This is a genomic window from Bacillus sp. RC240 (genome assembly GCF_044907945.1).
Classification (GTDB): Bacteria; Bacillota; Bacilli; order Bacillales; family Bacillaceae_G; genus Bacillus_A; species Bacillus_A mycoides.
Map to the genome: position 1 here is coordinate 1,337,810 of NZ_JBIYCT010000001.1, position 13,153 is coordinate 1,350,962.

12 protein-coding genes and 1 pseudogene are annotated in these 13,153 nt (G+C 35.2%); 3 read left to right on the top strand and 10 right to left on the bottom strand.

The window, feature by feature from the left end:
* Window positions 1-2: 2 nt before the first annotated feature.
* Together ABH955_RS06820 and ABH955_RS06825 are read right to left on the bottom strand one after the other, a co-directional pair.
* Entirely contained in the window at window positions 3-242 is a 240-nt protein-coding gene (locus tag ABH955_RS06820; protein ID WP_002085739.1) for a DUF2584 family protein, read from the bottom strand.
* Window positions 243-426: 184 nt separating this feature from the next.
* On the bottom strand, window positions 427-684 hold the full coding sequence (locus ABH955_RS06825; RefSeq protein WP_002012747.1) for a hypothetical protein: 258 nt from the start codon (window positions 682-684) through the stop codon (window positions 427-429).
* Between the two features lie 350 nt (window positions 685-1,034).
* Here ABH955_RS06825 and ABH955_RS06830 point away from each other — a divergent pair, with 350 nt between their 5' ends.
* The gene (locus ABH955_RS06830) at window positions 1,035-2,087 is read left to right on the top strand and encodes an enoyl-CoA hydratase/isomerase family protein (protein ID WP_002065275.1); all 1,053 of its coding nucleotides are present in this window, start codon (window positions 1,035-1,037) and stop codon (window positions 2,085-2,087) included.
* Window positions 2,088-2,249: 162 nt separating this feature from the next.
* On the top strand, window positions 2,250-2,879 hold the full coding sequence (locus tag ABH955_RS06835) for a LysE family translocator (protein ID WP_404491005.1): 630 nt from the start codon (window positions 2,250-2,252) through the stop codon (window positions 2,877-2,879).
* 106 nt (window positions 2,880-2,985) lie between these two features.
* Here the strand turns inward: ABH955_RS06835 and ABH955_RS06840 are convergent, their stop codons facing one another.
* The 8 genes and pseudogenes from ABH955_RS06840 to ABH955_RS06875 all read right to left on the bottom strand — a co-directional run bounded on the left by ABH955_RS06840 (window position 2,986) and on the right by ABH955_RS06875 (window position 12,618).
* The gene (locus tag ABH955_RS06840; protein WP_016126890.1) at window positions 2,986-4,446 is read right to left on the bottom strand and encodes a CoA-acylating methylmalonate-semialdehyde dehydrogenase; all 1,461 of its coding nucleotides are present in this window, start codon (window positions 4,444-4,446) and stop codon (window positions 2,986-2,988) included.
* Window positions 4,447-4,485: 39 nt separating this feature from the next.
* Window positions 4,486-5,376 carry an NAD(P)-dependent oxidoreductase gene (locus ABH955_RS06845; RefSeq protein ID WP_002031851.1) on the bottom strand — a complete coding sequence of 297 codons (891 nt, stop codon included), beginning with the start codon at window positions 5,374-5,376 and terminating at the stop codon, window positions 4,486-4,488.
* A gap of 16 nt (window positions 5,377-5,392) precedes the next feature.
* Complete coding sequence (locus ABH955_RS06850; protein ID WP_404491006.1) at window positions 5,393-7,102, bottom strand: acyl-CoA dehydrogenase family protein; 1,710 nt, start codon at window positions 7,100-7,102, stop codon at window positions 5,393-5,395.
* A gap of 155 nt (window positions 7,103-7,257) precedes the next feature.
* Complete coding sequence (prpB, locus tag ABH955_RS06855) at window positions 7,258-8,166, bottom strand: methylisocitrate lyase (RefSeq protein WP_002168448.1); 909 nt, start codon at window positions 8,164-8,166, stop codon at window positions 7,258-7,260.
* Window positions 8,167-8,184: 18 nt separating this feature from the next.
* Complete coding sequence (gene prpD, locus ABH955_RS06860; RefSeq protein ID WP_002085755.1) at window positions 8,185-9,621, bottom strand: 2-methylcitrate dehydratase; 1,437 nt, start codon at window positions 9,619-9,621, stop codon at window positions 8,185-8,187.
* Window positions 9,622-9,719: 98 nt separating this feature from the next.
* Complete coding sequence (gene mmgD / locus ABH955_RS06865) at window positions 9,720-10,841, bottom strand: citrate synthase (RefSeq protein WP_141506918.1); 1,122 nt, start codon at window positions 10,839-10,841, stop codon at window positions 9,720-9,722.
* Window positions 10,842-11,256: 415 nt separating this feature from the next.
* Window positions 11,257-11,483 (bottom strand): annotated as a pseudogene (locus ABH955_RS06870) (HesB/YadR/YfhF family protein).
* The gene (locus ABH955_RS06875; RefSeq protein WP_215552344.1) at window positions 11,464-12,618 is read right to left on the bottom strand and encodes an MFS transporter; all 1,155 of its coding nucleotides are present in this window, start codon (window positions 12,616-12,618) and stop codon (window positions 11,464-11,466) included. Before ABH955_RS06875 ends, ABH955_RS06870 begins: the two are co-directional and overlap by 20 nt.
* 235 nt (window positions 12,619-12,853) lie before the next feature.
* Here ABH955_RS06875 and ABH955_RS06880 point away from each other — a divergent pair, with 235 nt between their 5' ends.
* The gene (locus ABH955_RS06880; protein ID WP_215552345.1) at window positions 12,854-13,132 is read left to right on the top strand and encodes a hypothetical protein; all 279 of its coding nucleotides are present in this window, start codon (window positions 12,854-12,856) and stop codon (window positions 13,130-13,132) included.
* The last annotated feature ends 21 nt before the right edge of the window (window positions 13,133-13,153 follow it).

Consider the following 13,153-nt stretch of genomic DNA (forward strand, 5'->3'; position numbering starts at 1 on the left):
TTTTAGTTTACTGATTGTAGTGAAACAAGCTGATAGTTTAGTGTAGTTTTTCCGTTCTCCCATTCTAACTTTTGGACAATTGCACTACCGATTCTTTCTTCGTTTGATTTATATAAAGGCAATATTTCTTGAATAGTAAATAGATGATAACCATCTAAAATTAATTGAAATAAATTATCTTCTATATGTAATCTTACTTCTTTTTCATTTGAAATAATTTTTGTATGCATCTCAAATTTCATGCTAGATACAACCCCTTTTTTCTAATCTCTACATTTTAATAGTATAGTGGTCATGCAAGATTGACAAGTAAATACACCGCGATGTACATACTTTTTTAATTATAAATATTTTATGTTTTTTTATATGAAATACGGTATGTGAAATTATTAATCTACAAAAATAAAAATGCCCTTTCAGGCATCCTTATTTTTGTAAGTACTCTTTCATAACGTAGTACAATACAGTTATTAAGACAATCGCTACAAAAAACGCAAATACGGCCACAACATACCCATCTTTATTTAATAAAAAGCATATGGAAATAGATATTATAAAAATCGGAAACACGAGACGTACCTTAGCCTTCACTTCTTCTGTCGTATCTGTATGATGAAAATACTGTGTAATTCCTACCATAAGAGATGACAAAATAATAACCGACAATAGTAAAGGTCCTGGCATTCCGATCTCTCCTTTCTCTATTTCTAATTATATACAAACCCCGCGCTCTTTAAAAGTTAGATAATTCAGCCTTTTAACTTTTTCTACATCAACTCTTTAATTTACGCCACGTATACTAACTCAATATAAGTTATACATATAATAGCGCCTTCAACACGACATTTTCAAATAATAGCACTTACAGTAATGTTGTAATATTCCTCTTCATTCTCTGAAATCCTGCAAATATAACTCGTCAAAATATGCGATAAATACTAACACTAAGCACCTAATTTAGACAAAAATTATAGAGGACATTTCAGCATGTATCAAGAAATAAGAATAGAAAGATAAGTAAGGGAGGATTTATAATGACTGAACACGTTTTATTTTCTGTTAGCGAAAACGGCGTTGCATCTATTACTTTAAACCGTCCAAAAGCACTTAATTCTTTATCCTATGACATGTTACAACCAATTGGGCAAAAACTTAAAGAATGGGAGCAAGATGAGCGTATTGAACTCATCGTTTTAAAAGGAGCTGGGACGAAAGGTTTTTGTGCAGGTGGTGATATTAAAACGCTATACGAAGCACGTTCTAACGAAGTTGCATTACAACATGCAGAGCAGTTTTTTGAAGAAGAATATGAAATTGATACATTTATTTATCAATACAAAAAACCAATTATCGCTTGTTTAGATGGAATTGTAATGGGCGGTGGTGTCGGTCTGACAAATGGAGCGACGTATCGAATTGTAACAGAGCGTACGAAGTGGGCAATGCCTGAAATGAACATCGGTTTCTTCCCTGATGTCGGTGCTGCTTATTTCTTAAATAAAGCGCCTGGATATACTGGTCGATATGTTGCTTTAACAGCATCTATTTTAAAAGCTCCTGATGTATTATATATTAACGCTGCTGATTACTTTATGACATCAGATTCATTACCAAATTTCCTTACCGCACTTGAAAATGTAAATTGGAAAAAAGAAGATGTACATACTCATTTAAAAGAAGTTATTCGTACATTTGCAACTGCTCCAAACTTAGATGGTAATCTTTCTTCTTCAGTAGAAGAAATTAATTCGCATTTTGCATTCGATACAATTGAGGGAATCATTCAATCGTTAGAGAAAGATCAAAGTCCATTTGCCCAAACAACGAAAGAAAAGCTATTATCCAAATCCCCTGTTTCATTAAAGGTAACATTAAAACAGTTTATTGATGGCCAAGAAAAGTCAGTTGAAGAATGTTTCGCGACAGATCTTATACTCGCTAAAAACTTCATGCGACATGAAGATTTCTTTGAAGGAGTACGCTCCGTTGTAGTTGATAAAGACCAAAATCCAAATTATAAATATAAACAATTAAGTGATGTTTCAGAAGAAGATGTAAATCGATTCTTTAACTTACTTAACGCTTAAACAAAGAGGCCATATATTGTAGCACACTCTCAGCTACTCTATATGGCCTCTTCTTTTTAGTTAAATAATTTTAAATATAATTTAATTTTATTTAACTAAAATGTATGTTAAACTAACGTTAATCGAATTTTCTAAAAACAACAAAGGAAGGCGGATAACATTATGGAAATTTTTTTTCTGTTTATTATTATGTCTATATGTCTTATTATTCTACCCGGTCCTGATACAGCAATGGCTACGAAAAACACATTGATTGCCGGCAAAATCGGCGGCGTAAAAACTGTTTTTGGTACTTGTGTTGCGCTTTTAATTCACACTTTAGCTGCTGTAATTGGTCTTTCAGCACTTATTGTAAAGTCTGCTCTTTTATTTTCTATTTTTAAATATGTTGGTGCTGTATATTTAGTCTATATTGGTATTAAAGCCCTTTTAGCAGTAAGAAACACAGAAGACTTAAATACAAATGACGTTCCAATAAATAATGACAATAAACATACTTCTTGCTTTCGCCAAGGGTTTCTTACAAATTTACTAAACCCTAAGGTTGCAGTCTTCTTTTTAACTTTTTTACCACAGTTTTTAAATCCAAATCATAATACATTTATACAACTTCTCGTTATGGGACTTACTTATCTCATTTTAACCGTCATTTGGTTTGCTTTTTATATATTTTTAATTGATAAAATTAGTGCTTTTATGAAAAAACCGAAGACACAGCGTTATATTCAAGGGATTACAGGAATCGTCTTAATTGGGTTTGGTATTAAATTAGCCTTTGAAAGAAATAGTTAACACAATACAAACGAAAATACACTACTCCATTATGAGTAGTGTATTTTCGTTTGTATTATTTTGATAATGAGTGGGAATGCACCCCACTCATTATCATTTCACTTTATTAAAACCAGCGCTCAGTTACAACTTTTTTACGTGTATAAAATTGAACGCCATCCGTACCATTTGTACCAAGATCTCCAAAGAATGAAGCTTTGTTTCCTGCAAATGCGAAGAATGCCATTGGTGCTGGAACATTAACGTTTACACCAATCATACCAGCATCAATATTGTCTCGGAATGTTTGTGCATGTTTTCCATTTGATGTATAAATAACAGCACCATTCGCAAATTTCGATTGATTTGTCAGCTTAATACCTTCTTCTAAATCTTTTACTCTTACAATACTTAATACCGGAGCGAAAATTTCATCTTGCCAAATTTTCATTTCTTGATTTACACCATCAAAGATTGTTGCACCAACAAAGTAACCTTCTCCAACTTCTTCATTGATTTTACGGCCATCTACTAGTAAAGTTGCTCCATCTGCTACACCACTATTAATATAGCCTAAAACACGCTCTTTATGAGATTCACGGATTAATGGTCCAACATAATTATCTTCATTGAAACCGTCACCTACTTTTAACTTCTTCGTTTCCGCTACTAATACATCAATGAATTCATCAGCAATTTCATCAACTACTGCTACTACTGAACATGCCATGCAGCGCTCTCCACTACTTGCAAACGCAGATCCAATTACACCTTGTACTGTTTTTTCAAGATTGCAATCTGGCATTACAATCGCATGGTTTTTCGCACCCGCTAACGCTTGTACACGTTTACCATTTTTTGTACCAGTTTCATATACGTAGCGTGCCACTGGCTCAGAGCCAACAAACGAAACTGCTTGAATATCTTTATTTTCTAAAATACTATTTACAACATCTTTTCCGCCTTGTACTAAATTTAATACCCCTTTTGGAAAACCAGCTTCATAGAATAACTCTACAAGTCGCTCAGCTAAAAGTGGCGTTCTTTCAGATGTTTTTAATACGAATGTATTACCGCAAGCAATTGCAAGTGGGAACATCCATAATGGAATCATCATCGGGAAGTTAAACGGTGTAATACCAGCAACAACTCCGATTGGGTAGCGCCAAATCGATCCATCAATTCCACTAGCAATATTCGGAAGAGCTTGTCCCATCATTAAATTTGGTGCTGATGTTGCAAGTTCTACCGCTTCAATACCACGCTGTACTTCACCAGTTGCATCCGTTAGCGTTTTACCGTTTTCTAGCGTAATGATTTTTGCAAGCTCATCTTTATTTTCTTGTAACAGTTGTAGATATTTGTATAGTTGTCTTGAACGATTTGGAACTGGCACTTTAGACCATGTTTTGTATGCCGCTTTTGCCGCTTCAACAGCTTTTTCAACATCTTCTTTTGGAGAAAGTGGAACGTAAGCGATGATTTTTCCAGTTGCCGGATTCGGAACCGCTTCTACTTCCGTACCAGTAGATTCTACCCATTCGCCATTAATATGATTTTTCACTCGTTTAATTTCAGTTGTAATCATTATATTCTCTCCTTTTTTATCATGGTTTTTATAAGTGCACTATTTTTGATTAGAAATTAATTGTTCGCTAACTTTCTTATATAAAGCAGCCATATCGTTTTCACCATATCCTGCCTCACTCGCTTCTTCATATACGTTTAATAGCATTTCGCTTACTGGTAAGTGAAGTTCGCTTTCTTTCGCTAAATCTACTGCAAATCCTAAATCTTTCTTTAATAAATTCACAGTAAAGCCTGGCTCATAATTTTCTGATGCAATGAAACTTTTATAATTACGCTCATAAATTCTACTTTGACCGTAACTTACATTTAAAATATCAAACATTTTATCTAAATCCATATTGTTCTTTTTCGCTAATGTTAAAGCTTCACTCACACCAGCTGTATAAAAACCAATTAATAGATTATTAATTAATTTAACAGTTGTACCACTATCAATCTGCTCACTAACATGGAAAACATTCGCTCCAAGTACTTCCATGACAGATTCAGTTTTCTCATACACTTCTTTCGATCCACCAACCATAAACGTTAATGTACGGTTTTCTGCACCAATTACCCCACCGCTAACAGGTGCTGCTAAAAAGTCTACTTTCTTTTCCTTCGCCGATTCCTCTAATTGTTTGTTTAATTGTGGAGATACTGTACTTGTATCAATTAAAGCTACATTCGAGTGGCTATTTTCAAATAATCCTTCTTCCCCAAAATATACCGCTTCCACAGCACGAGGTGAAGGCAAACTTGTAAAAATCACATCGCATGTCTCTGCTAGTTTTGAGATTGATAGACCGATAATTCCTCCTTCTTTTTCAAAGGAAGCTTCCGCCTCTTTATTCAAGTCCACTCCATATACTGTGTAGCTAGATTTAACTAAATTTTTAGACATTGGAAGACCCATGTTACCTAAACCGATAAAACCAATCTTTTTCATATCGCTTTCCTCCTATTTACACAATATATTTCCCGCGATTTATAATAACTTTCGCAATATCTCTCTTTTTCGTAAATAAGTTTGAGTATAAAGGCACTAATAATTGACGGATTTCAGCTAATATTTCTTGTCTATTTTGTTCTTCTGTGACAGCTGCTGAAAGAATGGAAATCGCAGCTTCTTCTACTTTACGATATCCTTCTTCACAAATAACACCTGTTATCATTTGCTTCGTACGCTCTTTTTCCTCACCATTTTTACTAACTGCTTTCCTCGTACGTAAAAATGCTGATTCCATGACGTACACGTCCGTCAACATATTTGATAATACGCGTGAATATTCTTGCTCTTGCTCAATTTTTATTCCTGGAGTTTTAGAGAGCGTTTTCAAAGATTGTTTCAACAATTTTTTCGCTAATAAAATGTAACGATGGTTTCTTTCTACATTTGCTACATCAATTTCTACTTCAGCATCTTCTATTTGCTCGATTTGCTTCATTAACATTTTTGCAACTGTTAATCTATTAATTTCATTCGTTCCTTCAAAAATACGACTAATTCTAGCATCACGATATAATCGTTCTACTTCGTATTCTTGCATATAACCGTAACCACCATGAATTTGTACAGCTTCATCTACGATATAAGCAAGTGTTTCAGAAGCGTTTACTTTATTCAGTGCACATTCAATTGCAAATTGGGACATTTTTTTCATAAGATCTTCATCACTCTCATGAATTGCTTCATCAATTACACCCGCTGTACGGTAAGCTGCACTTTCTGCTCCATATGTAGAAATAATCATATTGGCAATTTTCTCTTGAATCATCGTAAAATCTACTAATCCCGTTTGGAACTGTTTTCGCTCTTTTCCATATTGAACTGACAAACCGATTGCTTGTTTTGCTGTTCCAATATTTCCAAAAGCAAGTTTTAGTCTAGCGAAGTTAAGAATATTAAGAGCTACGTGATGCCCTTTCCCAACTTCCCCTAAAATATTTTCAGCGGGGATGACAACATCTTCTAAAATAAGCGTCGCTGTTGAAGATCCTTTAATCCCCATCTTCTTTTCTTCTAATCCTATTGATACACCTTCACATGTTCTTTCGACAATAAACGCTGTCATTCCTTTATTTGTCTTCGCAAAAACAACGTATACATCTGCCATATGAGCATTTGTAATCCACTGCTTCTCACCATTCAACTTCCAAGCAGTACCATCTTCATTCAATACTGCACTCGTTTTTGCACTTAATGCATCAGAACCAGCATTTGGCTCAGTTAAAGCATAAGCCCCAATCCATTCTCCCGATGCGATTTTCGGTAAATATTTTTCTTTCTGTTCTTTCGTTCCATAATATATGTAAGGCAATGTACCTACACCGGCGTGTATATTAAAAGAAACGCTAAATGCACCAGCGTAACCCATTTTCTCTGCTACAAGACCTGAGACAGCCTTTCCTAACTCGAATCCGCCATAATCTTCTGGTACCTCAATGCCTAATAATCCAAGTTCCCCAGCTTTCTCAAATAATTGGCGAGAAACTTTATAGTTATGTTGTTCAATATTCTCAATTTGCGGGACAATTTCTTGTTTAACGAATTGTTCTGTCGTTTTTGCAATTAAATCTTCATCCCCTGAAAAATCTTCTGGTGTAAAGAAAGTATTATTCACATCTTTATTGAGTGAAAAAAATTCATCCCATGGTAACTTCGTTTTCTCCATCTGAATCCCCCTATCATTTCGGCCTTCGTTGATCTTTGCATATGCTCGTCTACGATGAGTGGAATATCTTATTATTGAAAACAGAAGGCGATGATTTTTCACATCAAGCAGTTCGTTTTGCCAAAGATGTATTTTCATCGCCTAAATCCTTCTACCTATTGATCTTCAGATAATACTGTTTTTGCAATTCCAGTATCTAACTCTTCAAAGTCATGATATGAAATTGTTTCATATAATTCACTTCTCGTTTGCATATTAGAAAGTGCATCTTTTTGAGAACCTGTTTCCTTAATTAGCGTAAACACATTCTCATATGCTTTTGCAGCAACACGAAGTGAAGTTACAGGATAAATTACCATTTGGAAGCCCATATTCGCAAATTCCTCTGCACTATAATATGGTGTTTTTCCGAACTCAGTCATATTTGCTAGTAAAGGTGCATTCACTTTGCTAGTAAATAAACGGAATTCTTCTTCCGATTGAAGCGCTTCTGGGAATATTGCATCTGCTCCTGCTTTTACATATGCATTCGCTCTTTCAATCGCTGCATCTAATCCTTCCACGCCGCGAGCATCTGTGCGTGCTACAATATATAAACTTGGCGCAACTTCTTTAATCGCTTTAATTTTTTGAACTAATTCTTCTGTAGTAACAAGTTTCTTACCATTTAAATGTCCACATTTCTTTGGTAATTGTTGATCTTCAATCTGAACAGCCGCAACTTTCGCTTCCACCATTTCTACAGCTGTTCTCGCTACGTTTAGTACTCCACCAAATCCTGTATCAATATCAACAAGAACTGGTAAATCTGTAGCTCTAACTAGATCCCTTGCTCTCTCTGCTACTTCAGTAGACGTCACGATTCCTAAATCTGGTAGTCCTTTACTTGCAGTGTAAGCAGCTCCCGATAAATATAGAGCTGAAAAACCTGTATTTTTCGCAACAAGAGCCGCCATTGCATCATGAGCACCTGGAATTTGCAAAATTTCATTTGCTTCTACTAAAGCTCGGAAGCGATTCGTAAGCTCCTCTTGTGTCGACTGTTTATTCACAACCCAAGCCATTCTAAATTCCCCCTATTATTAAATTAAGAATAGATCTACAAATTCGTTTACATTCATATTTTCTAGTTTTTCTTCATTTAGACAAGCTTCATGGATTTTTTCTTGTTGCTTACTAGAATAATGACCTGCCATATTTGCAGTGAATTTTCGAACAACTTTTGGAATTGCTTCGTCTCTACGGAAACGGTGGCCAAGTGGATATTCACATTCCACATTTTCTGTTACAGTACCATCTTTAAAATGAACTTGAACAGCGTTGGCGATTGAGCGCTTGTTCGGGTCAAGGTAATCTAAACTGTACTGTTTGTTTTCAACAACAACCATCTTATTACGTAATTCATCTACACGTGGATCATTCGCTACTACATCCTCATAATCATCCGCAACGATATCTCCTTTTAATAAACCTATTGCCGTAATGTATTGTAGGCAGTGATCGCGATCAGCTGGGTTATTTAATGGACCTTCTTTATCGATAATACGAATTGCTGACTCATGAGTTGTAATTGTAATACGATCAATTTCATCTAATCTTTCTTTAAGTTCCGGATGTAATTTCACTGCACATTCTGCAGCTGTTTGTGCATGGAATTCTGCTGGGAATGACACTTTGAATAATACATTTTCCATTACATAAGATTCTAGCGGTCTTGCTAATTTTAATTCTTGCTTGTTAAATAACACATCTTGGAATCCCCATCCTGGTGCAGATAATGCCGTTGGGTAACCCATTTCACCTTTTAATGCAGTCATTGCGAGATGAACACCGCGGCTCGTCGCATCACCTGCTGCCCATGATTTACGTGAACCTGTATTTGGAGCATGACGATATGTACGAAGACTAGAATTATCAATCCACGCATGTGATAATGCATTAAAGATTTCCTCACGCGTTCCGCCAAGCATTTTTGCAACTACTGCAGTCGTCGCTACTTTTACGTATAATACGTGATCAAGACCAACACGGTTTAAACTGTTTTCTAAAGCAAGTACACCTTGAATTTCATGTGCTTTAATCATCATTTCTAGTACTTCCCGTACTTTTAATGGTTCTTTTCCTTCTGAAATACGAACGCGGCTAATATAATCTGCAACTGCTAAAATTCCGCCTAAGTTATCAGATGGATGTCCCCACTCTGCTGCAAGCCAAGTATCGTTATAGTCTAACCAACGGATCATACATCCGATATTAAATGCGCCTTTTACTGGATCTAGCACATAAGATGTTCCTGGTACACGTGTACCATTTGGCACGATTGTTCCTGGTACAACTGGTCCTAATAATTTCGTACACTCTGGGTATTGTAGTGCTAAAATTCCACATCCAAGTGTATCAAGTAATACGTAGCGAGCCGTACTGAATGCCTCTGCACTTGTAACCTCTTTATTTAATACATAGTCCGTAATTTCTTCTAATAATGCATCTTTTTGTTTAATTTCATTTGTTTTAATCATGCTATTCTTCCCTTTCTGTCGAAAATTCGTTATTATTAATGATGGGTGTCGGTCAAACACCCATCTGGCGGGCGGCGCTAACAACTCCCCAGTTGTTTTTATTTACTAAATGCATGTCGCTCGCCAATATAATTTACACGTGGACGGAACAAACGATTGTTCGCATGTTGCTCAATTACGTGTGCACATAGCCCTACTGTTCTAGAACTAAAGAAGATTGGTGTGTAAAGTTGAATTGGAATACCAAGCATCCAATATACTGGAGCAGCATAATAATCAAGATTCGGATAAATTCCTTTTTCCTTCTCCATAATTTTTTCTCCAGCTTCACACATTTCATATAGTGTATAATCGCCTTTCACATCACATAACTGCTTTAATGCTTCCTTCATCATAAGTGCTCTTGGATCCATCTTTTTCATATAAACACGGTGTCCAAAGCCCATAATTTTTTCTTTGTTATATAGTTTCTTCTGTAATAACTCTTCAAATTTCTCAACATTACCAGCTTCTAAAAGCATGTACATAACCGCTTCATTCGCACCGCCATGAAGACTTCCTTTTAAGGATGCAACTGCTCCTGTTAAAGCACCGTATAAGTCGGATTGCGTTGATGCAATAACGCGTGCTGTAAATGTAGAGTTTGGCATTTCATGTTCACTATATAAAACAAGGGAACGATCAAAGATTTTCTCTTCAAGTTCAGTTGGTTTCTTTCCAGTTAACATATAGAAGAAATTCGCACTATATGACAATTCTTGAAGAGGCTGAATTGGTTCCTCATTATTTAAAATATGGTAGCTATTCGCTACAATATTTGGCACTTTACTTAAAAGCTTGTATCCTCGACTTTTATTCACTTCTAACGAGCGGTTTTCGATATCACTATCGTAACCAGCTAATGCGGACACACCTGTACGTAGCCCATCCATAGGATGCGTTTCCTTAGGCAATGCCTTTAGAACATTGAATACACCTTCTGGCACTGCATATTCTTCTTTTAATTTCTTTTCAATTGTTGCTTTCTCATCCTCATTCGGTAAACGTTCTTCTAATAAAAGGTGCACAATGTCTAAATACTCTTTTGTTTTTGAGAGTTCGATTAAATCATACCCTTGAATTACAATTTCACCTTTTACTGTGTCAAGAAACGAAATTTTCGTTTCCGCTGCTACTACACCATCTAATCCCGGGGAAAATTTTTCTTCAGCTTTCATCATTATTTCCTCCAATCCTAATAGATCTTCGTGCACATAACTGTAAGCCTTTACAATAATATGAAACTACATTTCTATTTCAATGTATCAGAGTTTTTAGAAGATTTCAATTTATTTTATAATGATAAGTTCCCTATACTTTTACCGATGTAATAATACAATTTTTCAAAAATAACTTTCATCTTTTATAAAGAAAGGACAGACATCCTTTTACAATGTTTTAAAACGAAATATGACAATTATCCATATAATCCCACTAAATATACCTTTAATCCCTTTTTCTTCAACAAACATAAAAAACCGAGCTGCACTCATGCACAGCTCGGTTTTTTATAATATTTATTTCATATTCCCATAAATATAATTCTTATATAAAATTTATTTATTTTTAATAAAATTATTATTTTACATAATTAAATTAAATTTCTTCCGTTTCTTTACGATAGCTTACAACTAATTCATAGTTTTGAAAGTACGAAAGATCATCAAAATCTATAAAAATAAACTACCGTCTTTCTCAACTGACACTATTTCCCGAACTGATTTCTCAGAAACAATCCCTAAAGAATATCCGGGCTGAATTGAGCTATTTCCTCCGTACCTTACAATACATCAAATAGATTCATCATGCTTTATACGCAAAATCTTTTTTGCCTAATCGTTGTTTTACAAAAATGACAAATATAATTAAAGCTATTAATCCTGAAATTGCACTACCTGCGAATAAAATACGGTAACCAAACATTTGTGAAACAACTCCAAGTAAAATCGCACCTAATCCAATCCCTAAATCAAAAGCGGTAAAGAATGAAGCGTTAGCAACTCCTCTTTTACTAGGATCAACAATTGTCAGCATCGCTGCTTGTAAAGCGGGCTGTGCTGAACCGAATCCAACACCATATAATGCCGCTGCAATCATTACACCTATCAAACCATTTGAAATCGTTAGTACAACTATCGCTAAAATAGTAATACATAGTGCCGGAAGTATGATAAAAACTTCTCCATACTTATCTAATAGTTTTCCTGAAATAGGTCGTACAATTGTTAAAGCAATTGCATATACAAGAAAGAATGTCCCAGGATTCACATCAATTGATGACGCGAATAACGGTAAAAATGTTGTTATTCCTCCATATGCAAATGATAAAAAGAAAACAACAACCGTTATTGATAAAACGGATTTTTCAAACAGCTGAATTTTCCCTTTTTCTTTTTGTGGCGTGAATCGCATTTTCGTTATTAACGATAATACGACTGCCATAAAGGATAAAAGAGTTGCTAACAAGAATAGACCATGAAATGAATAATTTTGTACAACCCATAATCCAATCATCGGACCAATTGCCATCGCGATTGTCATCGCCATGCCATACCAGCCCATCCCTTCACCACGACGTGAATCTGGAATAATATCAGTTATCGCTGTTCCAACTGCTGTTGTAGAAACAGCCCACGTCACTCCGTGAATAACGCGTAAAACAGCTAAAAGGACAATAGTCGATGCTAAATTATACGAATACATCGTTATCCCAAAAAATATGAGTCCGAAAATAATAAAAGATCTTCTACCATATTGATCTAACATACCTCCAATAATCGGTCGTATTACAACTGCCGCTATTGTAAACATTCCCATCATCAGTCCAACTTGCGATTCATTTCCACCAATCTCTTTAATAAAGAGCGGGAGCGTTGGAACAAGTAAATAAAACCCCGTAAATAAAAATAACATCGCGATAGTCATTTGTATAAATGATTTCGTCCATAATCGTTCCATTAAAATCCCTCCATAAACACGTAAAATATTACAATCAACACATCAATTGTATATTTTTCATGTTCCCTTGCCCTCCGCTAATAGACGTATCTTTTCATAATAAATGGTCTACCATCAATTTAAGTTGGTCTTACGACTTTATGCCTATGTTTTAAGCAAAAAACCTATATATGTACCTTTATATGTTCTAGAAGAATATACTATTTTATTATTAAACTTAGGAGTGATCGTTTTCATGTGGGTATCACCAAGAATAACCGCCGTTGTCCCAGCAGCTCCCTCAATACATGTTCCTACCGTTCATACAGCTAGTTCTGATGTTGGTATCGAACTTCCTGCTGCTTGGCAACAATATCAATCGACTGACCAAGTCACCCCTTCATTTTGGCATCATGGTACACACCCGAGTAGTACTACTTTTTATAGCCCTAGTTATCCAATACCGCCAACTCAAATTTTTTATCATTTCCCATCAATTTACTTTCAAAATTTCTATGGTACTTTTAACATTTAAAAATAATATTACTCTTTATAA